The sequence below is a fragment of the Sphaerochaeta globosa str. Buddy genome, from assembly GCF_000190435.1.
Classification (GTDB): domain Bacteria; phylum Spirochaetota; class Spirochaetia; order Sphaerochaetales; family Sphaerochaetaceae; genus Sphaerochaeta; species Sphaerochaeta globosa.
Genome location: NC_015152.1, coordinates 705,854 through 730,531, shown reverse-complemented (window position 1 = coordinate 730,531; position 24,678 = coordinate 705,854). Strand labels below are relative to the sequence as shown.

Genomic DNA, 24,678 nt, shown 5'->3' with positions numbered 1-24,678 from the left:
CAGATGGTATTTCAACCGTTCGTTGAGGGAGTGATGAAAAGTAACGTAACGTATAAATTATTAAATGGAACTCTATCCTTATTCAAGACACGAACTCTTCGTTTCTTTCGGCAAAGCTACGAAACTGAAGAACCCTTGCACTCTGAATTATTCAGCCCCGAACAGATGCAGAATTATGGAAAAATCCTTGCCCAATCACATATACTTAGCACCTCTACCCATAAACAAAATGGGTTCCTCAAGCGAATGGATATTAACCAGGCAGTATTGGAAGATGTTAGGAACTTATTGACTGAGACGGTAAATGCAAACAGAAGAATAGTTCCCGCAGGAGAATGGTTGCTTGATAATTTCTACCTGATTGAGAATATCATTCTAACCACCAGACGCGACCTGCCGTTGAATTACAGCAGAGAGCTCCCACGGTTGCAGAACAGTACCGATGAAGGCACCCCCCGCGTGTATGCTATTGCCATTGAGTGTATCTCACATGGCGATGGATATGTTGATGCCGAAGCCCTCCCGGGCTTCATCAATGCGTATCAAACGATCACAAGATTGACACTCGGTGAATTATGGGCAGTGCCCATAATGCTTCGCTTAGCACTAATAGAAAACCTGCGAAGAATTGCCATTAGGATATCCAGAGGAATAGATGCAAAAAAACAAGCAACTATTTGGGCCGAGAGAATCATAGCCCAGGCTGAATCGGATCCCAATAGTCTCTTTATTCTGGTTGCAGACATGGCTCGTTCCAAGCCGATGCTAAGCAGTTCCTTCGTGGCGGAATTATCACAAAAACTGTACGGGAAAGGCACGGTTTTTGCGATGCCGCTGACTTGGATTGAGCAGAAGCTCTCTGAGTCGGGATTGACTATAGAATCGCTTGTCCAATCAGAAATCCAGCAACAAACAGCCGACCAAGTCAATATAAGCAATACCATAGGCAGTCTTCGTTCTCTCGATGCAAATGATTGGAAGAACTTTGTTGAATCCACAAGCCATGTGGAAAAGGTTTTGCACAAGGACCCTTCCGAACACTATGCAAAGATGGACTTCCAAACTCGCGACACGTATCGGCATGCCGTAGAAAAGCTTGCCAAACAGAGCGGACTGGATGAACAAAACATCGCATTCCTTGCCATTAAGCTGGCACAGGCACATAAGGGGAAGAAGGAGAATGACAAACGTTTATTGCATGTAGGGTATTACCTATTGGACAAGGGGTTGCCTTTATTAAAACAAGCTATTCACAGCAAGTCAAAAGCATATAAGTTCTCCTGGGTACTTGGGACTCAAGGAAAATTAGTACTGTATATCGGATCCATTGGTTTCATTTCTGCCCTTGTAGCATTGTTCTTTATGGCCATAGGTTGGCATGCCGGATTATCGGGTTGGAAACTCATTGCAGCCGGCTTCTTGGCCTATATCGGTGCAGGGGGCTTTTCCAGCAAACTCGTTAACTGGATGGTAACCATGCATATCCCCAGCAGTACTTTGCCCCGGATGGATTATTCAGAGGGCATTCCTGTTACCTCGCGTACTCTGGTCGTGGTCCCCTCGATGCTAGCCAGCACCCATGCGATAGAGTCCCTCACCGAAGCCTTGGAAGTACGATTCCTGGCAAATCGCGACAGCAATGTACTGTATGCATTACTGACTGATTTTTTGGATGCCAAGAACGAAACGTTACCAATGGATGGGGAACTTGCATCCTATGCGCAACAAAAGATTCAGGAGCTAAACGCTTTGTACAAAACCCCTGAGGGGGAGCCTTTTTTCCTTTTCCATCGAGGAAGGAAATGGAATGCCTCAGAGAAAATGTGGATTGGATATGAACGAAAACGAGGTAAATTGGCAGACTTGCATGCCCTTATTCGTTCGAATCAGAAAGACCCCTTCGATCTCATCGTCGGAGACTTGTCCCAGCTTGAAACGGTAAAATATATTATTACCTTGGACACGGATACCACCTTGCCCCGGGACTCAGTCAAGGAACTTGCGGCAACGATGGCCCATCCACTCAATTGCCCGCAATATGACCTGGAGCATAGTCGTATTATTGCAGGTCACGCACTCTTGCAACCTCGTATCAATGCAAGTCTGTCAGGGATATCGCAATCACGCTATTCAAAACTTATAGGAAGCGACCCCGGTCTCGATCTGTATACCCGTGCTGTCTCTGATGTATATCAGGACCTCTTCTCTGAGGGATCCTTCATCGGCAAGGGAATCTATGATGTCGAGGCCTTTGAATATATTCTGAAGGATAGATTTCCCGAGAATCGCATCCTCAGCCATGATCTGCTGGAAGGCTGTTATGCACGCGCAGGCTTGGTTAGCGACATTCAATTGTTCGAACATATCCCTACAACCTATCGTGCTGATATGGACCGTCGCCAGCGATGGATTCGAGGCGATTGGCAATTATTTTCTTGGCTTTTCCCCCACGTTCCGACCAACAGGAACATACGGGAAAAAACCAGCCTATCAGCGTTGTCAAAATGGAAAATCCTGGACAACCTCAGAAGAAGCATTACTTCCATAGTCCTTACCGCTCTTCTTGGTATCGGCTGGACAACCTTAACCAATCCACTGCCATGGACGCTTTCCATTCTGAGTTTGCTATGGGTCCCTCAGCTGATTATCTCTACTGTCTCATTATGTAAAAAGCCGTATGATATGCCCCTGCTTGCCCATATAACCTCGACAGTCCATTCGTTCTTTAGAAATCTGATATCATCTTTCTTTGACTTGGTTTGTATGCCGTATGATGCATACATCAGCTTTATTGCAATCACCAAAACCTGCTGGAGGATGTGGATTTCCCACCGACATCTCTTGCAGTGGAATCCTTCAGAGACCAACACACACAACGGATACCAGACGCTGGGTTCTTCGATTCTGACTATGTGGATTGCTCCTGTATTTTCCTTGGCACTTTTTTCTCTTCTCACTATGCTTGCACCGGCGACGATGATGGTCGCTGCTCCTGTGCTTATCCTTTGGTCGTTTTCTGCTGGTATCGTCTGGGAATTCAGTAAACCAATTAAAAGGAACAAGGAACTATTGACAGAAAATCAGGACAAATTCATTCATAGACTCGCTAGAAAAACTTGGGCATTTTTTGAAACCTTCGTAACCTTGAAAGATAATTGGCTTCCTCCCGATAATTTCCAAGAAATACCGATTGCAAAAATTGCCCATCGGACTTCACCGACAAACATCGGACTGGCTCTTCTAGCCAACCTTGGGGCGAGAGATCTTGGGTACATTACCGATGGATTATTGCTTGAGCGAACCAGTCTCACGCTACAGACATTAGAAACGCTTGAAACATTCAAAAAGCATTTCTACAACTGGTATGACACCATAACACTACAACCTCTTTCGCCTCGATACATTTCAACCGTAGATAGCGGCAACCTCGTTGCACATCTTCTCACCCTGCATTCCGGTTTGCTATCACTAGCTGATGAGCAATTCTCCGATACAAGAATATGGAAGGGACTTGAAGATACTGCGTTGAATCTCCAGGCAGTCCTTGGAGACGCATCGCCGCAGGGGTTGCTCTCATTCCAGGATACACTTGCTTCGGTGATGAGAACACCGCTAAAAACTGTTTCCGGTGTATGGTCGGAGCTTGAAAAACTCGTTGCAATTGCCCTAGCGATTCGTGTGTCACTTGAAGACGAAAAGGATCCCATAATGCAATGGTGGGCAGATATGCTCATAAAGCAATGTCACGACTTTCTTGGGGAATGTGAATATCTGTTCCCCTGGGCAAGCCACGCCTCTCTGTTCAAGCATGAAGTGGAGTTTCAGAACCTGAGTATGGTATCGAGCCTACGGGAATCCTATGCTCTACAAAGCACTATGGTAGAGACGCTTAACATCAGAATCCCTCTCTTAGGCGAACTGCTCTCTGAAGGCCGTACCCATGCCGAGGAGCGATTCTCATTGATCAATACGATTGCTCTTCAGATTGAGAATTTGACATGCATGAATTTTACCTTTCTTTACAATAAACGTCGAAACTTGTTCACAATCGGATATACAGTCGATAGCCGTCGGAAGGATTCAGGACATTATGATCTCCTTGCATCGGAAGCAAGACTCACGAGTTTTGTTGCAATCGCTCAGGAGCAAGTTCCGAAGGAAAACTGGTTTTCTCTTGGCCGGTTGATCACCAAATCAGGTCGCGAGACGATGCTCTACTCATGGAGCGGCTCAATGTTTGAGTATCTGATGCCTCTCTTGGTGATGCCTACCTACAAGGGAACAATTCTTGACCAGACATGCGAGGCTGCAGTACGTAAACAAATAGAATATGGACACTTGCTAAGTATTCCTTGGGGAATTTCCGAGTCGGGTTACAATGCCTACGATGTCTCGCTCAACTACCAATACCGGGCCTTTGGCGTTCCAGGATTGGGTTTGAAACGAATAGTGTTGAATGACTTGGTAGTAGCACCCTATGCAACAGCCCTCTCACTGTTGATTGCGCCCCAAAAGGCTTGTCTTAATCTCATCCAGCTCTCCAAAAGCGGATTTGAAGGCGCCTACGGAATGTATGAAGCCATCGATTACACAAAATCCCGCGTAGCATCTGGTCAGAAGTACGCCATTGTACGATCGTTCATGGCTCATCACCAAGGAATGAGTTTCCTCTCGTTTGTGTCACTCTTGCAGGACGGTCCTATGCAAAAGAGATTCGAATCGATTCCCATGATGCAAGCGACAACCTTGCTGCTTGAGGAAAAAAGCCCAAGACCGACGTTTTTATATTCACAAGAGATGACTCTGCCTGAAAAGCGAGTACCACATAAAGAAATAAAAGCAATTGCTCGTACATTCAATACGTATCAGACACGGATCCCGGAAGTACATTTGCTCTCCAGCGATACCTATCATGTGATGGTAACTACTGCAGGAGGCAGCTATTCCAAATGGAACAAGCTTGCACTCACCCGCTGGCATGAAGATACAACCCGGGATAATTGGGGCACCTTTGTCTATATCCGAAACGAGGCCACGAAAGAGTATTGGTCGAATACGTTTCAGCCTACACTGAAAGTTCCTGAAAAATATGAGGTGGTCTTCTCTGAGGGACGGGCGGAGTTTCGTCGGCGGGACAACGATTTCGATACCTATACGGAAATTGCAGTTTCTCCTGAAGATCCCATTGAATTGCGTAGGCTGACCATAACCAATCGTTGTTCAGCCAAACGAACCATCGATGTGACCAGCTATGCAGAAGTCGTGCTTACCGATGCCCCAACCGACGCGGCACACCCAAGTTTCAGCAACTTATTTGTTCAAACAGAAATTGTAGAAAAATTGCAGACTATTCTTTGTTCGCGTCGTCCCCGGTCTGAGAAAGAAAGCTCTCCCTCCCTGTTTCATCTGATGAAGGTACACGATGCCAAAGTACTTGCAACTTCGTATGAAACAGATCGAATGCGGTTTATCGGACGGGGAAATACCGTGGCCTCTCCACTAGCAATGCAAACCCTCGGGCCTCTATCGGGAACACAGGGTTCGGTATTGGACCCTATTGTTGCCATTCGACAGTCTATTGTGCTTGAGCCAGAGACCTCTGTGACCATTGATATTATCACTGGAATAAGTAATTCCAGAGAATCAACCATGCAACTAGCTGAGAAATATCAAGGTAAATGGTTTTCTCATCGAGTATTCGAATTATCCCAAGCACATAGTCAGGTAGCTCTCAAGCAAATCAACAGCAACTCAAAAGCAGCCCTTTTTTATGACCAGATTGCAAGTTCCATTCTCTATGGCAATGCTCGCCTTCGTTCTGATGCCGCCACCCTTATCGCAAACCATCGGGGTCAATCGGGTTTATGGGGATACTCCCTGTCAGGTGATTTGCCTATTGTTTTATTTACGATTAGGAATCTTGAGAATATCAGCATGGTGCAGCAAATAGTGCAGGCACACACCTATTGGCATCAAAAAGGTCTTGAAGTGGATTTGATGATCCTGCATGAGGAAACTGAAGGATACCGACAGGAACTGCAAGAACAGGTTCTCGCGATGGTCACCGCCACTGGGGGAAAAACCATAATCGACCGACCCGGAGGAATTTTCATCCGGGGTTCTGATCAGTTTTCAGTGGAAGACCGACAATTGGTACAAGCAGTCTCGCGAATCGTATTGGATGACAGCAGCGGTCCTCTGGAAAACCAGATTATGGAACAAGGTGCGAGAAAAATGTCGGTTACCAAGTTGAGACCTGTACACGGGTTAAGGAAAACCGACAAGAATCCTACATCCTCCCCAGATTTGGAATTGCAATTTTCCAACGGAATCGGGGGATTTGCCAATGCAGGTAAGGAATATGTCATTATTACCGGAAAAGGGAAGAAAACACCCTCTCCTTGGTCCAATGTGATTGCAAATCCAGATTTTGGTACGGTCATCACCGAGTCCGGAACAGCATATACATGGATGGGAAATGCTCACGAATTTCGTTTGACGCCCTGGTATAACGATCCAGTAAGTGACACCAGCGGTGAAGCTTTCTACATCCGTGATGAGGAGAGCGGTGAATATTGGTCACCCACCCCTTCTCCGCGTCAAGGCAACGGTCTCTATACATGCAGACATGGTTTCGGTTACAGCACCTTCGAATATTCAGAATCCGGGATTCATTCGCATCTTTCTGTATTCGTCGCACAAAAGGCATCCGTAAAATTCGCCATGCTCACCCTGCGCAACGATTCTCAACGAACCCGTAGACTTTCAGCAACCAACTATGTGGAATTGGTACTCGGCAACCTGAGGGAGAAATCTGCAATGCACGTGGTGACTGAATTCCAAGAGGATACTGGAGCTATCTTTGCGCAGAACTGGTATAACACAGATTTTGCCGGTACTACGGTGTTTCTCAATGCCACGGGAAGTAATCATACCGTTACTGGTGACCGCACTGAATTCATAGGACGAAATGGAACGCTTGCCAATCCTGAAGCCATGACAAAAAGAAACCTTTCCAATTCGCTTGGGCCGGGCTACGACCCCTGTGCTGTAATCCAAGTACCTTTCGTGCTTGAGAAGGGAAAGGAAATTGTTGTTGTGTTCACGTTAGGGGCAGGTAAAGATAGTGAGGAAGCCAAGTCTCTGGTACATCGTTATACGTCGATATCCTCGGTAACATTGGCTTTTGATGAGGTTCGCACGTTCTGGGAACAGACTGTATCGGTTATTCAAATCGAAACGCAGGATAGTGCACTCGATATTCTCACAAATGGGTGGCTTGTGTACCAGATGATTTCCTCCAGATTGTGGGGTCGAAGCGGGTTCTACCAGTCAGGAGGAGCTTTCGGGTTCCGCGACCAGCTACAGGACATTATGGCACTCATCTATACCGACCCTACCCTTGCACGCTCCCATATATTGCTTTGTGCCGCTCATCAATTCGTAGAAGGCGATGTACAACATTGGTGGCACCCGCCCCAAGGCAGAGGTGTGCGAACCCATTGTTCCGATGATTACCTGTGGCTCCCCCTTGCTGTCTGCCGTTACCTATCGATAACCGACGATACAGGCATCCTCGATGAGATAGTCCCCTTCATTGAAGGTCCGAAGCTAAAAATGGACGAAGAGTCCTCCTATGGCATGCCACGAATCAGCAAGGAAACGGCAAGTCTGTACGACCATTGCACCAGGGCGATCAGCTTTAGTTTCCACCGAGGTGTGCATGGTTTACCACTCATGGGATCTGGAGATTGGAACGATGGAATGAACTTGGTTGGGAAAGAAGGAAAGGGAGAGAGTGTATGGCTGGGATTTTTCCAATATTCCTTATTACTCCAATTCAGTGACATAGCAACACAACGAAAGCACGACAAGTTTGCCGCTCTCTGTCGGAAGAAAGCGTATGAACTGCAGATACATTTGCATGATAACGCATGGGATGGCGCCTGGTACTATCGTGCCTGGTTCGATGACGGCAAGCTGCTGGGCTCTTCAAATAATACTGAATGTAAAATCGATTCACTTTCTCAGAGCTGGGCTGTTCTTTCGGAAGCAGGAGATACAATTCGTGTTCGAAAGGCTATGGATTCAGTGTATGAATTCTTGGTAAAACAGGAACATGGTGTAATACAGTTACTTGACCCTCCGTTCGATACTTCCAACCTGGAACCCGGTTATATCAAAGGGTATGTCCCTGGTGTTCGGGAAAATGGCGGACAGTACACCCATGGAGCAATTTGGGTCGCTATGGCCTTCGCTCAATTGCGTGATACAAAGAGAGCATGGGAACTCTGCTCGATGATCAACCCGATAGAACATTCCAAAACTGCTGCTTTGATGGATGTATACAAAGCGGATCCCTATGTTATAGCGGCTGATGTGTATTCTTGTGCACCGCATGCCGGGCGCGGCGGGTGGTCATGGTATACCGGTTCTGCAAGTTGGATGTACCGTCTCATAGTGGAATCTCTTCTAGGTTTCACCCTCACCGGTAATACATTACAGATAAAACCTCTACTCCCACCAGAATGGAAGGCTTTCAAGCTGCATTATCGATTCGGAAAGACAATGTATCATATCAAGGTTGTGCAGGCAGCAGCAGGGGCAAACAAAGAAGTACTGGTAGATGGAGTGCAGCAAAAGGATGAGGGCATCATACTTGTTGATGACCAGAAAGAGCACGCAATTGCATGGCATATTCCTCGTGAAACTGATACGTCAACGCAATAAAGGCATGTTCAACCCAGCTGGAATCAGAAACTTTGGTGATTGCCGATATTTACCGTGTGCTTTGCTTGAAGACGTGCTAGGATTTTTCTTAACTGATAGAAAAAATTTCACTAGGAGGTTTCTGTGAAGAAAATTATCATTATCCTACTGGTAGCTATAGCAGCAGTTTCTGGTCCCTTGTTCGCTACTGATCAAATACTTCGTGCCGGGATGTGGGCGGAAGTGAGTGACCTGCTTGATATACGTACTCCAAGTGAGTTTGTGTATGTGGTAAAGCCCTATGCAGAGTATCTATACGGCAGGCAATCGAATGACAACCTGACAGGGGGGACGCTTCTCAGTACCTACGCACCGTATGAAATTGGATCCGAGCTCAGTGCAATCAGGCCTTCGATTGAGAGCTGGCTTGATTTTCGCTTCAATGAAAAGCAGGACCAACTCATGCAGACCGGCCTCAGCCTATACAGCAGCCAGACATCTTCTACCGGCACCTTCCTGTCCATGAATGGTTATTTCACTTGGTATCCCTATAACAAGGCAAAGGAAGTCATGGTTCACCAACACTTTAGAGATCTAGTTGAAGGACTTCGCCTTGGCGTGGGAATTGATGGCGGTGCCTTCGTAAGCCAGTTGTTCGAAGATGCCGATAGTGCCACCGACCTGAATGTTGGAATATCGGGAACTCTTGAATCTGGGGCGAAACTGAGTGATCATCTCTGGGTTCAAGGGTACGTGGTATTGGTTTTGCCAACCATCAGCATGCCGTCTTCGTTTGACACATTTGAAGTATCGGCAAACAACCAATTCATGGGATCACTGACCTATAGCAGCGAAAAACTTAGATTGGTTACCGGCATCTCAGCAAGCATTTCTGCCGACAAACTTTGGACTCAGAATGGATTTTTCGATGGCTCAGGCCTGGATTTCTCCTACATGGCTCTTGGAGAGGCCGGATACTTCTTCACCGAAGATTTATTTGCATATGCTGGAGCTGAGCTCTATGGTGGCAAGGATTCATTGTTTGGCAGTTCCAATGCCTATATCGGAGCACAATATTTCTTGTTGTAATAGAAGTATATGAATGCTATACGGAGGGCGTTATCGTCCTCCGTTTTTCTTGGGTGATGCAAGAGCACGAATGTAATCACCCATCATACTTGACTTGGTTTGCTCCTCATTATGAGCAGGGAACTTTCTTTAGCATGGCAAGATTGGATTTCACACTATTGATAATGCTCTCTCAATGTTTGTTATAGAGTACCGGCGTCTTGTATTTCCACCTCTCCCACAACACCTCATCGAATACGAGATCAGCCATAAAGCATGCTACGTTGATTCTGCTGGTTTTCCCTGCATTGAAAACAGGGCTTCGATTGGTATGCTCAAGTGCTTCATACGCACTGCTCTGCTCCTCATCAATGAGGGTATCGGGACGTACCGCCACCCAGGAAAAGGCTTCGCTCTTTCCAATGCGATGCACAAGATGGTCGGCACTAAGCATATTGTCCCGATGAGGCGAAAGCAACACCTTCAACAGCGAAAATAGGATTGCCTCCCCTACGCTGTTCTTCTCGCCTGTGGCTTTATTGGTGTAAGCGGTAGTGCTCATAAGGATGAATTTCTGAGAACCGGCTCGTGTTTCCATAGCCGCAGTAATTTTCTGGACTGCGTGAAAAACAAGCGCATGCGGCTTGCCAAACATTCCTTTCATTGTTGTCTTGTGGCCAAGACAGCAGACAGCTGCATCACAATCCTTGAGAAGGACCTCCATTGTCTGCTGGGTAAACGTATCAATATCTCCGGTTACGATCTCAACAAGAGGATTCTCTTTGAGAGCCTGCGCAAGTATTGCCTTCTCTCGTACTACGATTCTGGCGGTAATCTTCCTATTGAGCAACTCTGAAACAACCAATGTCCCTGTAGCTCCGCTGGCACCGAGTATCAGTACTTTCATAGCCTTGTATCCTTTGGGAAATGCAATATTCCCTAAGCAATCAAACACTCAATCTGCGTGTAAAAAATTGAGAACATCCTCTTTGAACCGTTTACCACCAGCAGGATGTCCCATATCTGGATAGAGGCACAGTCTGGCATTGGGAATACCTTGGGCAGTTTCCTTGAAAAGTTGGGAGCTGTAAAAGTAGTCATCCTCACCCCCAGCTACCAAGGTTGAACAGGAAATTTCACCTAACCTATCCAAGAACGCATGCTTGTCCTCGGCTTGCACGGTCACCAACAAGTCGTTGGCGTCTTTTGGGTGATGCACCGAGAGCAAAAAAGCGATGACGGCAACCAACGGTTTGCTGAGTTGAAAAGCAAACCCGGATTGGGGGAAGCCCGTTGCAACAAGCAGGCTCCAAGCCTTTCTCCACTGCCCTTTTTGTGCAAAATGCGCAATATCGAGCTGAAGTTGCTTGGCTTTGTCGTTAAGGGTGTGAGCACTTGAATGGAGGATCAGATGACGTACCAAGTCGGGATAAAGGGCGGCAAAGTGCAGTGCAATCGAGCCTCCGGTGGAAATCCCGATGATATCCACTGGAGTGGAAAATTCTTCCTTTAACATTTGAGCATAGTCCTGGGCCATATCGTCCAAGGTATAGTCCTCTGGCAACTGAGGTTTGCGCAACACACTATAGATGGTGTAATCCTTCTCGAGGAACGAGTAGATTTTGACCATGGCCGGCGACTGGGGTTTGTGTTCGAAGGTTAACCCATCGAACACAACCAAAGGCTTCGGGCCGTTTCCTATCTGCGTGTAAGGCAACCCGCCACGAAAGTATCCGCTATTCTTCATGAGATACTCTGCTTTGCCCACTGAACGGCACGCTCAAGCTCGCCGTCCTTCAAAGGACCTTCCTTGTCACTGACAATAAAGCCTTCAGGAGAAGCAATGCTCAGGCCTCCCTTTTTCATCAAGGTAGCCGCTATTGGCTTGGCAGCGTAGCCGAAGAGGTTTGCCATGATGGTAAGAAAGCGGTTATTGACTGCAGCCACATCCATTCGGGTATCGAAGGATGCAACCTTGACTCCTTTGAGTGCTCCAAAAGGGATTTCCTTCAGAAAGGTTTTCATGGGCTGCAAGGGTTGAAAGGCCTGTGTCGGAGAACCGACAAGAAGAACGTCCAGACCGGTAAGCTGATCTGGCTTCACCTCACCTGCACGAAGCACGTCAGCCCCGATTGCGGCGCCGATGGCCTGCGCAATTTTCTCCGTATTTCCATACATAGAATCATAAACAACCAAAATACTCATCAGCTCTCTCCCCATTTTTTTTGATTCTACCCTCCCGCAAAGGAATCAGCAACGGAACCACCCCTCCATGGGAGACATACAACCTATGAAAGTCACTTTGTTTTTCGAATAACCGGGTATATGCTGTAGGTAGGGATACGCATCGCACCGACAAGTGAGCCAGCATATGAACACAAGAAAAAATCGGCACCCTGCATTCTTACTCTTCTTCCTCATACTCGTACTTCTCACCTCGTGCCGTCCAGATGACGGTTGCACCATCGATCCGAAAGCCCCGAAACTAGTAGCTTCTTCTCCATACGACAATCTCAATGCTGAGGATATTCAGTATCTTACTGACCGGTATGGACTTCCTAAGAGCACTTTGGACGCAATCACGATAACCGATGATGCATCCAAAGAGACGTTGGGAAACACTATTCTGGCATGGCAACACGATCGGATGAAGCTTACCGACCCCAATACCCAAGCTGATGTCTCCTATCCGATGCGTTGGAACTACATTATGCCGGGTATCTACCCCGTAACGGAAATGATACGACAGCGCAGCATGACCGATGCATCGCAGACCAAGCTCTATGGAGTCTGTTGGGACTTTGCAGCAGTCTTTTCTGCCCTTGCCATCCATTATGGACTAGGAGAGGGCACTGATGTTCGTATCACCGCTTGGAAGAAGTACATGTCTGATGAGATGGATGGAAACCAGCGACTGGGTGCCGACTATGGAATGAGCCCGGATGAATATCGAGCCCTTTCTGAGAGATTGAAAGCAAACGACCTATACTTCCCAGAGTGCCAGATACAGGATGCAGCGGTTGAAACCTATATCCACTACAGGCCGGAAATTTACATGGACGGGGCCTGGGTTTCCTTCGATGCGACCTCTCCCAATGAGGAATATCAGAATGCACCCTATGAACTTGTACTCTATAGCGATGGGGCCAATACTGTTCTGTGCATCATTTGAACCTCTTTCTATAGATCAGGAAGTTTAGTGCTGTAAGGCTTGAAGAAATGCATCCAATGACACGCAGCCATGATCCACGTACCAGTAGGCTGAAGTAAGGTACGTGATCATCAACATGAAAGTTAGTCTACATGTAGACGTACTTTCGATTTCAATTGCATAAATAGCAAGCAAGAGGCATAATTGAGTTGAAAGTTAGTCAACATGTAGACGTACTTTCAATCGAGGGACTATGCATATTCAGAGAGCCAGGTATTTGGAACAGCTTAAGGCTAGCAGATTTAATGGACAGGTCAAAGTAATAACAGGATTAAGAAGATCTGGAAAAAGCTATCTCCTTTTCAAGATTTACCATGACTATCTCCTCGAGGATGGTGTGAAAGAGGACAATATACTGCAAATTATATTGGATGATGATGTATTCGAAAAGCTACGTGATCCAAACCAGCTCTCTCTATTCATCCGCTCGCGTATTACTGAAAAGGACCAACAATATTATGTATTCCTTGATGAAGTACAATATGCGATTTCCCAAGAAGAGATGAAAAATCCTGACAAACCTATCTTGCTTTACAGTGTTCTGAATGGGCTATTGCACCTTGGAAATGTTGATCTTTATGTAACAGGAAGTAATTCAAAATTTCTTTCCAAAGATGTCATGACAGAATTTCGGGGACGAGGAGACGTCATCCATGTCCTTCCATTATCGTTCAAAGAGTTTTATTCCCACATTGGGGGAGAGAAGGCTGAAGCATATGAGCAATATGCGATGTACGGTGGGATGCCCTTTGCCCTCTCAAAACAATCGGATGAAAAAAAGGGACAATATCTTTCAAGTCTGTTCACTGAAGTGTATTTCAAAGATATCACCGAACGCTATAGCGTTGATCTAACGTATGTCCTGAACCAACTAACAGACAACCTCTGCTCTTCTATAGGCTCTTTGACAAATGCAAATAAAATATCAAGAACATTATCTAGTGACAGAGGCAAAAAAATCTCCTCGGAAACAATAGCGAAATATATCGATTATCTACTCGATTCGTACCTTTTCAAAGAAGCTAAACGTTTTGATGTAAAAGGAAAGCACTATTTCCAATATCCCAATAAGTACTATTGCACTGATATCGGGCTTAGAAATGCTAGAATCAATTTCAGGCAACAAGAGGAAAGCCACATCATGGAGAACATCATCTTCAATGAATTGATAGGAAGAGGGTATTGTGTGGATGTTGGTGTAATTGAAATAACAGAGACAAATGGAGAGGGAAAAAGGCTTCAAAAACAATGCGAAATTGATTTTGTAGTACATTCCGGATCTTCAAAGTACTATATCCAAGCAGCGTTGAACCTCGAATCAGAAGAGAAAAAAAAGCAAGAATTGAGGCCACTTCTTGGCATTAACGACTCATTCAAGAAGATACTGATAACAAAAACATACGCAAAGCCTTGGACAGATGAAAAAGGTATCCTTCACGTAGGACTTTATCAGTTTTTACTTGACGAATATTGCATTACCTTGTGATGGGGTGCCCTGTGTATAGTGCATCCTATTGCACTGTTCATTTGATGGGGCCAATACTGCTCTGTGCAGCCTCTAGGTAAAAAACTCCTTTTTCTTTTGACAGCACAACATCCTCGGCTATAGTAATAGATGGTTGCCAATATGTTCCCATGGAGGCTGTATGAAACCGAGAGACGAAAGTATCATCTACTTCTGCCCTCGTTTTCATGTGAACTTCTATCACTCCTACCGTGGCGATACTGATGATGAACAAGGGTTCGGCAAGGACATCCGCATTATCAGAGGAATCCTAGACGACCTACAGAGGTTGGAGTCCAAAGGAATTTTTGTCCACTGCGCCTGGGATTTTGACAACGTGTTTTCACTGGGACACATCATCCCCAGCCATGCACCCGATATCCTTGAACGTATTAAGGGACGGATAGAAATAGGTCTTGATGAAATCCACGTGATGTCCTGGAATAATGGATTGCTCAGTGCTCATACCCCTGAAGAGTTCAATCTGGCTATCGGATGGGCTCTCAAAGCACCCGATGGTTCGGGCAATCTCGATGTCTTCCCTACTTGCACTACCATTGTCAGGCCCCAGGAATGTATGCTCACCCCCTCCCACCTAGGACTCTACAAAAAGTTGGGAATCAAGACTCTTTCGGTATATTACAGTGCAATCCCCTTCAACGGGTTTGGCTCATTCGTGCCAAAGCTTGGTATCGAGCAACGCTACAATCCCCTGTTGTTGGTAGATGCAGAAAGCAAGGAGTCGATGCGCTTGCTGCCAGCGATAAACCAAGGAGACTTGGCCGAGTATGGATTCAGTGCAAAGCGTATGCTCAAGAGAATCAGAAAAGAGCAACGGAAACTCACAGATCCAACCGATCTTCTCGTCCTCTTGGACATGGATGCCGATGACACCTTTTGGGAGGGGTTCCTCCCACCTTCCCTAGGCTTTGCCGTTCCCTCTTTTTCAGGACTCTATCGCCTCATTACCAGCATTGCCTCACTTTCATTTGTATCGTTCATCAAACCAAGCGAATATTTGGCAACTCATGAGAATGCAGGCTCGATTACCATCGGACAAGATCTGGCAGATGGAGCCTTCGACGGCTACGCCTCTTGGGCTGAGAAGTATGAAAACTACATACTCTGGACCATGGTCACCCAAGGACGCAGCTATTGGGATGCTGCAAAGAACTTGGTTATTGCAGCAAACAATCTTCCCCCTTCAGCCGGATTTGACTTCAGCCGATGGAGCGACGTTCTGCCTGAAGAACTTCGCTCGCTTGCTGTAAAAACCATCGCCACCCGACTGAAAGTGCTCAGCACCACACACTTTGGCCTATCGGCTCCGGTGATGAATGTCCATCGCCTGCAGACAGCTACCGAGCTTGCTGAAGAAGCGATACTACAAGCAAGAAACTTCCTTGAACAAGTCAATGAAACCTATGGTTTGCGTTCAGAGCAAGAGGACTTCTACGTCGGGACTTCTTCTTGGAAGTGCAATACCTTGGCATTGGAAATACAAGCTGATGGAAAGATTTTTGGGAGAACCCAACACCCCGACTGCCTGCAAACCTTGCAGGTGAACACACCCTGGATTGAGTATGATGCAAAGGTTCATCACAGCAAAGTGCAACTCTCTGACACCGGCAAGACTATGGGAATACTTTCTCTTGGCACTGACGTGCAGTGGAGTCGGACAGTCAAAGTAGATGAGAGAACACAAACCTTGCTCATTGATTGCCTCATCGAGTATCCCACCACTACCCAACAGGGGTATGAAAAGGTAAAGGCAGAACGGCTGCAAAGAACGTGGGATGCACGATGGAACCAAGTAGCACCCTGTGAAATCATTGCCTTCGAGGACATTCCCCTTTCCCATACGGTTACCGTGTGGAAGCAGGATTTCGGAGGCATAATCCAGAGCTACCTGTTGCAGTATTATGCCTATGGCAAAAACAAAGGACTGGCTTCGATCAACAACCATGTCACACCAAGCTGGCTTGCCCTCAGTGATGGTTGTACGGGCGTTCTCATAGCACAGAACCGCAAGCACCTGCATGGCTTTGCCTTCTGCCCCCTGCGACAATCCATACAGGCAGGAAAGCAGACTATTCGGGCAAATCCCTTCGGCACCTATTGGGGAAAGCAATACAGGTATCCGCTGGCGGTCACAGGTTGGGGACGGACAGCCGCCCTTTTAACTGCAGAGCACCTCTATCCCTCCGCCCCTTCCTATGAAGGCGAGCAGATACATGTAGGCCTCCTGATTGCAAGCTATCAGGGAAGCCGTCCACCACAAGCACTCTGTAATCTTGCCCAAACGTTCTCAGAAACAGGAGCGTGTTCATGATCGATATCCGCACCATCACGGGTGGTTTTACACTCTCCTACCAAGGCATACCGGTACTGCAACATTCAGTAATAGTTCCCTGTATCGGGCTGGGAAAGGGAAGCTGTACCATTACGATGCCCCACGGCATGTACCACATCAAGCAAGAAAAGCTCTCTTGGTGGAAAGAAGCCTCTCGTTACCGTATTGACGAAAGCCTCTCGGAACAAGGCATCATCCATATTATTTTCGAGGGCCTTGTGAGGTTGGAAATCCATGAAACGGCCTTTGGACTGCGACTTATTCCAGTTCCTCTTACCACTGAAAAACCCAATCGGTTTCGCATCCGACTGCTTCTTGCTCCCGATGAACCTATATTCGGCTGTGGAGAACAGTTTTCCCATCTTGACCTACGGGGTAAGGTACTGCCGCTGTGGGTATCGGAACCTGGTATCGGCAGAGGACCCACCTATGTAAAAGTACTTGCAAACCTTCACTCGGGGCGCGGAGGTTCCCAGGAACACACCTACTTCCCCCAGCCAAGCTTTGTTACCTCCTCGGGCCGTTGGGCAGTTCTGGATTGCTTCTCTTTCTGCCGCTTTGACTTTACGCACAAGCATTCTTGTGTACTTTCATCCCACGCCATCCCGGCTTCTCTGTGTATCGGACAAGCTTCCTCAGTAGGCGAGGCAGGTGCAACTATCAGCTCAATCCTGGGCAGGCAGAAACCTCTCCCTTCTTGGATGTACCAAGGCATAATTCTCGGTGTACAGGGGGGTCAGACTATCGTTCGTCAGAAGCTCAAGCGAGCAATCGAAGCTGGTATTCCGGTGGCTGCCCTGTGGTGTCAGGATTGGCAGGGAACACGAATGACTGAGTACGGCAAGCAACTCTTCTGGAATTGGCAGTATGACCAAACGCTGTATCCAGACCTTCCGCTTTTTATCAAGGAATTGCACGGCCAAGGCATCAAATTCCTAGGGTACAACAATCCCTTCCTCGCCACTGATGCCCCCCTCTACGCTGAGGGAGAGCGTAAGGGATACTTTGTGCGTAAGAAGCAAACAACCTCGCCCTACATCACCAGTACTACCACCTTCCCCGTTGCATTGGTGGACTTATGCAATCCTGAGGCATATACGTGGTACAAGGGGATAATCAAGGAACATATGTTGGGCATCGGCATGGATGGCTGGATGGCCGATTTCGGTGAATACCTTCCTCCCGATGGAGCCCTTTTTGGAGATTCGGATCCCTACCTGGAGCACAACAGGTATCCGCTGCGATGGGCACAACTCAATGCACAAGCGGTACAGGAGGCCGGGTTCGGCAATGAAATAGTCTACTTCTGCCGGTCTGGCTTCATCGGCAGCAGCCCCCACGTCCCCTTGTTCTGGGCCGGCGACCAGAGCGTGAATTTCCTCAAAGACAGCGGTTTGCCCTCGGTGGTTCCTGCAGCCATCTCTTCTGCACTATCGGGTATCGGGTACTGGCATTTCGATATTGGAGGCTTCTTCTCGTTTGCCTGGATCAAGCGCAGCCGGGAACTGTTGATGCGTAGCTGCGAACTTGCCGCATTTACCCAAGTCATGCGAACGCATGAAGGCATTAATCCGAAAGTGAATGCACAGTTTGATTCCGATCAAGAAATGCTAGCACATTTTGCACGGATGGCCCGTATCCACCAAGCACTGCTGAGCTATCACCTGCATGTTTCCGAGCAATATCAGGTGACAGGCGAACCACCGATTATGCCGGTGTTGAGAAAGGGCAATCACGCAGTAAGGGGCCAATATTTCTATGGTGAGGACCTCTTGGTAGCCCCGATCCTGAGAAAACGTGCAAGAAAACGGAAGGTGTGGATTCCTGAGGGCAATTGGGTGCACTTCTTTACTGGCAAAGTACATAGTGAAGGTTGGCATTCGATAGCATCTGAAATCGGCTATCCACCGGTTTTCATACGCGCTACCAGCAAATTTAGGCAACAATGCCGGGACATAGTCGAGAAGGAGCAATGAACATGGCGAACAAAGAGCGTACGGTAACGTTTAAAACCCTCGTTTCCTATGGATTGGGTGATATCTACGGCGGCGGTGCCTTCATGATTGTAGGCCTGCTGTTCCTGTTCTACCTTACGGAGGTGGTGGGACTTTCCCCTGCCCTGGCAGGTCTCGTCTTTGGCATAGGCAAGGTTTGGGATGCCGTCTCCGATCCTCTGATGGGCTACCTTTCCGATAGGACGAAATCACGATTCGGACGGCGGCGGGTGTACTTCCTAGCGGGCATTGTCCCCATTACGCTCTCCTTCATCCTGCTCTGGCTCCCGATGGATTTCACAAGCCAAGGAGCCCTGTTTCTCTACTACAGTTTCGCATATATCCTCTTTGCTACTGTCTTTACCATGGTCATGATTCCCTACAGTGCCCTGGCAGCAGAACTATCGGGTGATTATAAGACACGCAACAAACTTTCAGGATCCCGCCTGTTCTTCTCCGGCTTCTCTTCCCTGCTGGCTGCCACCCTACCCAAGATTATCATCGACTCTTCCAAAGGTGATCCCTCAGACGGGTATGTTGCCATGTCGGTAGTGTTCGGCATATTCTTCGCCCTTCCTTGGGTATTCACCTACTTCGGTACCTGGGAAAACAAACAAGCTGTGCAACAAAGCATCCCCAAGAATTTCATGAAGGAATTCCTTACCATTTTTCGCAACCGTTCCTTTCGCATCCACATCCTGATGTACGTGTTTGCCTACAGTGCCATGGATTTGCTCATGGCTCTCTTTACCTACTACCTGACATATTACCTGAGGCGCCCAACACTCTACTCGGTGGCCATGGGGACGCTCATGGTGGTACAACTGGCAATGATTATGGTGTACGTACGCATTGCAAACAGCAAGGGCAAGCGTTTTGCCTATAGAATGGGCCTTCTTATCTGGTTGACAGGCATGTTCTGTACCCTCTTGCTCAGTTTTACATCACCGGTCTGGTTGGTTGCCATGGTGTGTGCAGTGATAGGGTTGGGAACTTCTGCAGCAGTGTTCATTCCCTATGCAATCCTGCCTAATGTCATCGATGTTGATGAGCTTATGACCGGCAGCCAGCGATCCGGAGTCTATTCGGGAGCCATGACACTTACCAGAAAGCTCGTACAAGGAGCATTGGTCATGCCCATGATCGGCATGTTCCTAGAGATGGTGGGGTTTGTATCCAATACAGAGCAGACAAACCAGGTACTCTCCCGTTTTTTCCTATTCTTCATCGGTGGTCCTGCCCTTTTAATCATCGCAGGTATCGTAGCAGCCACTTGGTTCGAGCTCAGCCCGAAAAATAGCGAGGTGGTGGCTCAAGAACTTGTTCGACTCCGTTCAGGAGGGAATTTACAGGATGCCTCTGCCGAAGTGAAGGCAATATGCGAAAAAGTGTCGGGAAGGAAGCACGAGCTATGCAACTGGTAGGCATAGCCGATTCAACCTGCCACGCACGTTCATACCAATTTTTCCAATACCTTGCGATATAGCACGATAACCCCTACCACAGAGGTGGCAAGGGATGCAAAGAACCAACTCGGTGACCCCTGAAGGGCATACCGTGCCAGCCAATACGAAGGGAGTGGACTGAATACGTATTGCCATGAGGAATGCAAGAAAAATGGTACGGGAAGGCCCATCAGAAACAAGCCGGAGAGTTTGCCCATTGCCATGCCTTCCACCTTGTTTCGGGAAAAGGCAAAGAGAAACAACGAAACCGCAAAACCACAGATCGCAGCAAGCACGCTCGTCCCGATAAGGGAGGGTAGATTCCATGGTGTCAGGCGAAAAGCAGCTATGAGGAGCATGGAGACAAGAGAGGCAAACCCTGCGGTGAGTCCCAACCGAGAAACAAGGTATCCATGTGTTTGTAACGGCGTAACCCACAGGTATTGCGATAGATTTTGCTCATGTTCATCGAGCATGACCATTGCGCAAGCAAAACAGAGCATATAGGGGGCAAGGAGTATCAGCAGCAGGTCGAAGAGCCGGTAGTAAGGCTGGAGAATCGAGCTTGCTGCAAAGTAGATGCAGAGATTTTTCTCCAGAATAGGAATAGCAATTTTAAAGAATATTCCTGCAAGAACGGAAGCCAGGGAAACCGCTACCAACATGCCGTCGCTTAGTATCTGACGCAGCACCATGACAAACGAGACAAGGATGGTCTTCATGTGCATGTTCCTCCCAACGTAAGAAAGAATTTCTTTGTTGCGTATATGGCCAACCACACACAGAGCAGGGTCCATACCAGTAATGAGAAGAAGGCAAACAGGATGTGCTCGTCAGATAGGAATAGCGTGATGAGGCTTGAGCCCGGATGCAACAAAAACCATGAAGAGCTATCCCAAAAGAGGTACAGAATGGCAGGTACGGTGATCACCAGCTCGCACGGGGCGGTGGCAATCAAGAATTGATTAAGTGTACTGGTTTTGGTTGCCAAAACCAGCCCAAGCGAGGAAAAGAGACAGGAGCCTAGAAAAACCGCGATGCAAAACCTGATTGGGTGATCCAAAACACCACCCACAGAAGCAAGCAATAACGCTACCAGCGTGGAGATAATTCCCAGTGAAACAAGTTTGGAGAGCATATATTCATACACCGTTGCAGGAGAAACAGCGATGCTGTGCAGCGTATGCTCTTCCTTCTCAAACTGCAGGATAGCTCCCATGAAGAACAGCCCGAGCATGGCCGGGTCGGAGAGTACCATCAGTACCGAGACATTGGCTTTCCAAGCTTCGGGCAAGAGCTGCAAAATGACTGAATACATCAGGCTAAAGATGCCATACAGAAAATAAAACCCGTATTTGTACTGGAATCGGATATCGCCGACAAGCAACGCTACAAACCTCATTGGAGCTTCCTCCCGGTCAGTTCGGAGAAAATATCGTTGAGGGTGGGTTCGCTCGAATGAATGCTCAGCAGTCGGTTCTCCTGCAATATTCGGAGCAAACGTTCATCGCTTGCAGTTTGTGATACCGTTGCAGTACCCTGATGCTCCCCACCGTTTTCCCTATAACTATAGGTTACGGTCGCAGCTCCCCTACTCATGATCAAATTCCTGGGTGTATCGAGGGCACGGATGCTTCCATCCACAATAAAGGCCACCCTGTCGCAGAGCTCGGTGGCATCATACATGTTGTGGGTGGTAAGCACGATGGTAGCCCCTTGTTCGCGTTGCTGGAGAATCAGGTCCTTCATCACCCGGGCATTGGAGGGGTCGAGTCCTGACGTTGGTTCATCCAGAAACAGGATGGAAGGGGCGTGCAGTAAAGCCTTGATGAAATTGAGCCGCGATTTCATGCCCTTTGAATAATCCATTACTTTCTTGTCAGCTTCATCTTGGAGCCCGACTGATTCCAACAACGGTTCAAGAGGAAGCGAATGCGTGTACAGCGAGGCAAAATAGCGAAGGTTTTGCAAAGCAGTGAGTTTCTCGAACAAACTAGGGACTTCGAAATCTACTCCGATGTGTTCATAGAAAGCTGAATTACGCTTCTTTGCTTCCGTTTGGTTGACCACCACACTGCCTGTGTAGGAGGGGATGAGACCGGTGAGAATTTTCTGTATGGTACTTTTCCCTGCTCCGGAAGGCCCCAGGAAGCCAAAAATCTCACCGGTATGCACACTGAAGTTCATGGCTTCGATAAAGGGCTTACGAGAATAACTGAAGCTGAGATTTTCAACCATTATCATGGGGTTCCTCCAAAAGTTGTGCAACGATACCGGTCAGCATGAGCAGCAGAGCCTCGTCGAATACGTCTTCCCCAATCTCCGACTTGTGCAACATGGATAAGAACACGGCACGCAAAGCAGCACTGAACACCTGAACACGATGCTCCTCAAGCGTAAGCGGAAGAAACGAGAGAAAGTGTTCCATGCTCAAGTCGTCAGTCCTCTGGTGGTCTTGGACCAACTGAGGCGGAAGTTTTCGCATCAGCAGTTCTATGTCGTTGTTCTGAATCATGGCCGCCAGAAACGAGCCGTCAACGCGTTTGAACAAGGAGTACAGTATGGCTACAAGATTCTTGGTATTGAACGTCTGTTGTTGTTCCACTACGCTAATCAAATCGGCCTGCAGTTCGTTGTGAAAGTCCATAAGGACATCGAAAAAGAGTAGTTCTTTGGATTGATAGAACAAGTAGAACGTCCCCTTGGGAATGTGTACCCGACCCACCAGTTCATCGACTGTCGTCTTCTTTATCCCCAGGGTACGCAAGCACTGTCTTGCTTCACTCTTGAGTCGATTCTGTATTGTTTCTCGTTCTTGTGCAGATAAAGCCTTGGGCATGCCTACCTCTTATATAACGTTTGACTAAATTGATTCTAATAGTCAAATAGAAGAAAAACAAGAGCATCATAGCCCACATACCTAAAGAATATCTTTTCTTGAAGACTCACATCCAGGGAGTTTCGTTGCTCTCGTTGGTACTGGTGCTAAACCTCATTGTTTGCTTCACACCACCATATTCACCTTTGGCACTGTCCAGCAGTTGAACTCTGGCAGGAAGTCAAATACGGTAATTGAAGCATAGTCGATGGTAAAGAGGTGTCTTCGATAGGCTGGAAGGCCCAACACTGAACAGAGCAGGATGCGGGTCAATCCCTCATGGGTTGCCAGAATATAGTTCTTTGTTCTGTCCAAGGAATCGAAAAGGCTTCTGATGCGCTTCTCCGCCTCTTCTCCAGTTTCACCACCGGGCATTCGAAATTCATGGTCTCTGGTATGATAGGAATCCCAGAAAGAGGGATACTGCTCTTGTATTTGACCATCAGTCATCTCTTCGATACAGCCGATATCAATCTCATTGAGTCTGTTGTCTACTACGGGAACCAGAGCTTTCGCCTCTGCAACGTAGGCAATTGTCTGTTGTGTTCTGAGGTACTCACTGATGTAGATGAACTCTATGTCCAGGGAAGAGAAGAAATCAACCAACCGTCGCGCACTTGCAATGCCAGACTGGGTAATCGGCTGGTCATTGAACTTCAGCCCCTGGTGATGGAAATCACCCTTCTGTTTCTCAGCATGCCGGATTACATAGATGCTCATACTGTATGCCCCCTGTTCCACAAGTGTAGATTCGAGCGATGCTTTTGTATACCGCACCATCATAAGGAAAAGCTGTACAAACATATGTCGAGGTCTTTGCAAAAAACATCACCTACCATTTGATGGCAGGTGATGTTTTTCTTTACGTACTGTATTGGTAGTGTTTGACGGTTGCTCGCTTAGCGGCTGTGTCTTCCCTTCAGGACATCGATGACCTCGGAGAATTGCACATTCTTCTGGGTAAGGAGAACCAAGAAGTGGTACATCAGGTCCGCAGCCTCACCAAGGAAGAGGTTCTTGTTGTCATCCTTGCTCTCGATTATCAACTCAACAGCTTCCTCACCTACCTTTTGGGCAATCTTGTTCAACCCGCGACTGAACAGATGGTTGGTATAGGAACCCTCTTGGGGGAATTCGCGGCGGTCGTGGATGACCTCCTCGAGATAGAAAAGGAACTCGGTAGAAGAAACCTGCTCCGGGTCGTTGACTTCATCGAAGCATGTATCGGCTCCGGTATGGCAGACAGGACCGGTGGGAACAGCCTTGATGAGCAGCGTATCGTGGTCGCAGTCCTCAAGGATCTCCCTGACCTGCAGATAGTTTCCGCTGGTCTCTCCCTTGGTCCACAAGGCCTGGCGGCTGCGTGAATAGAAGGTTACCAGGTTCTTGTCGCGCGTCAGCTTGAGTGCTTCCTCGTTCATATATCCAAGCATCAGGACCTTGCGTGTAACGGCATCCTGTATAATGGCGGGAATCAAGCCTCCCTGTTTATCAAAATCAAGTCCCATGATAGAAA

General features: G+C 47.5%; 16 protein-coding genes. 7 read left to right on the top strand and 9 right to left on the bottom strand.

What is annotated here, in order from left to right; all coding sequences use genetic code 11:
• The first annotated feature begins 33 nt into the window (after nt 1-33).
• Nucleotides 34-8,730, top strand: coding sequence for a glycoside hydrolase family 94 protein (locus SPIBUDDY_RS03435; RefSeq protein ID WP_013606366.1), 8,697 nt, complete (start codon nt 34-36; stop codon nt 8,728-8,730).
• Between the two features lie 123 nt (nt 8,731-8,853).
• On the top strand, nt 8,854-9,798 hold the full coding sequence (locus SPIBUDDY_RS03430; protein ID WP_013606365.1) for a hypothetical protein: 945 nt from the start codon (nt 8,854-8,856) through the stop codon (nt 9,796-9,798).
• Between the two features lie 172 nt (nt 9,799-9,970).
• On the opposite strand, the gene SPIBUDDY_RS03425 is transcribed toward SPIBUDDY_RS03430, so the two are convergent.
• The 3 genes from SPIBUDDY_RS03425 to SPIBUDDY_RS03415 are packed head-to-tail and all read right to left on the bottom strand — an operon-like array spanning nt 9,971 to nt 11,982.
• Complete coding sequence (locus SPIBUDDY_RS03425; protein ID WP_013606364.1) at nt 9,971-10,684, bottom strand: SDR family oxidoreductase; 714 nt, start codon at nt 10,682-10,684, stop codon at nt 9,971-9,973.
• A gap of 48 nt (nt 10,685-10,732) precedes the next feature.
• Complete coding sequence (locus SPIBUDDY_RS03420; RefSeq protein WP_013606363.1) at nt 10,733-11,524, bottom strand: alpha/beta fold hydrolase; 792 nt, start codon at nt 11,522-11,524, stop codon at nt 10,733-10,735.
• Nucleotides 11,521-11,982: a flavodoxin family protein gene (locus SPIBUDDY_RS03415; RefSeq protein WP_013606362.1), complete on the bottom strand. Its 462-nt coding sequence runs from the start codon at nt 11,980-11,982 to the stop codon at nt 11,521-11,523. Before SPIBUDDY_RS03415 ends, SPIBUDDY_RS03420 begins: the two co-directional genes overlap by 4 nt.
• 166 nt (nt 11,983-12,148) lie before the next feature.
• Between SPIBUDDY_RS03415 and SPIBUDDY_RS03410 the strand changes: the two genes are divergently transcribed.
• The 5 genes from SPIBUDDY_RS03410 to SPIBUDDY_RS03390 all read left to right on the top strand — a co-directional run bounded on the left by SPIBUDDY_RS03410 (nt 12,149) and on the right by SPIBUDDY_RS03390 (nt 20,263).
• Complete coding sequence (locus tag SPIBUDDY_RS03410; protein WP_013606361.1) at nt 12,149-12,949, top strand: hypothetical protein; 801 nt, start codon at nt 12,149-12,151, stop codon at nt 12,947-12,949.
• A 232-nt stretch (nt 12,950-13,181) separates the two neighbouring features.
• Entirely contained in the window at nt 13,182-14,474 is a 1,293-nt protein-coding gene (locus SPIBUDDY_RS03405; RefSeq protein WP_013606360.1) for an ATP-binding protein, read from the top strand.
• Between the two features lie 160 nt (nt 14,475-14,634).
• The gene (locus tag SPIBUDDY_RS15615) at nt 14,635-16,824 is read left to right on the top strand and encodes a hypothetical protein (RefSeq protein ID WP_013606359.1); all 2,190 of its coding nucleotides are present in this window, start codon (nt 14,635-14,637) and stop codon (nt 16,822-16,824) included.
• On the top strand, nt 16,821-18,821 hold the full coding sequence (locus tag SPIBUDDY_RS03395; protein WP_013606358.1) for an alpha-glucosidase: 2,001 nt from the start codon (nt 16,821-16,823) through the stop codon (nt 18,819-18,821). Before SPIBUDDY_RS15615 ends, SPIBUDDY_RS03395 begins: the two co-directional genes overlap by 4 nt.
• A 2-nt stretch (nt 18,822-18,823) precedes the next feature.
• A complete protein-coding gene (locus SPIBUDDY_RS03390) occupies nt 18,824-20,263 on the top strand; it encodes an MFS transporter (protein WP_013606357.1) in 1,440 nt (479 codons plus the stop codon).
• A 29-nt stretch (nt 20,264-20,292) separates the two neighbouring features.
• Here the strand turns inward: SPIBUDDY_RS03390 and SPIBUDDY_RS03385 are convergent, their stop codons facing one another.
• From SPIBUDDY_RS03385 to hisIE, 6 genes are all read right to left on the bottom strand, one after another.
• Complete coding sequence (locus SPIBUDDY_RS03385) at nt 20,293-21,006, bottom strand: ABC transporter permease (protein ID WP_013606356.1); 714 nt, start codon at nt 21,004-21,006, stop codon at nt 20,293-20,295.
• Entirely contained in the window at nt 21,003-21,686 is a 684-nt protein-coding gene (locus SPIBUDDY_RS03380) for a fluoroquinolone export ABC transporter permease subunit (protein WP_013606355.1), read from the bottom strand. The genes SPIBUDDY_RS03385 and SPIBUDDY_RS03380 overlap by 4 nt, the downstream gene beginning before the upstream one ends.
• Complete coding sequence (locus SPIBUDDY_RS03375) at nt 21,683-22,528, bottom strand: ABC transporter ATP-binding protein (protein WP_013606354.1); 846 nt, start codon at nt 22,526-22,528, stop codon at nt 21,683-21,685. Before SPIBUDDY_RS03375 ends, SPIBUDDY_RS03380 begins: the two co-directional genes overlap by 4 nt.
• Nucleotides 22,515-23,123 carry a TetR/AcrR family transcriptional regulator gene (locus SPIBUDDY_RS03370; RefSeq protein WP_013606353.1) on the bottom strand — a complete coding sequence of 203 codons (609 nt, stop codon included), beginning with the start codon at nt 23,121-23,123 and terminating at the stop codon, nt 22,515-22,517. Before SPIBUDDY_RS03370 ends, SPIBUDDY_RS03375 begins: the two co-directional genes overlap by 14 nt.
• Nucleotides 23,124-23,288: 165 nt before the next feature.
• Entirely contained in the window at nt 23,289-23,882 is a 594-nt protein-coding gene (locus SPIBUDDY_RS03365) for a histidine phosphatase family protein (protein ID WP_013606352.1), read from the bottom strand.
• Between the two features lie 179 nt (nt 23,883-24,061).
• Nucleotides 24,062-24,673, bottom strand: coding sequence for a bifunctional phosphoribosyl-AMP cyclohydrolase/phosphoribosyl-ATP diphosphatase HisIE (gene hisIE / locus SPIBUDDY_RS03360; RefSeq protein ID WP_281047968.1), 612 nt, complete (start codon nt 24,671-24,673; stop codon nt 24,062-24,064).
• Between the last annotated feature and the right edge of the window lie 5 nt (nt 24,674-24,678).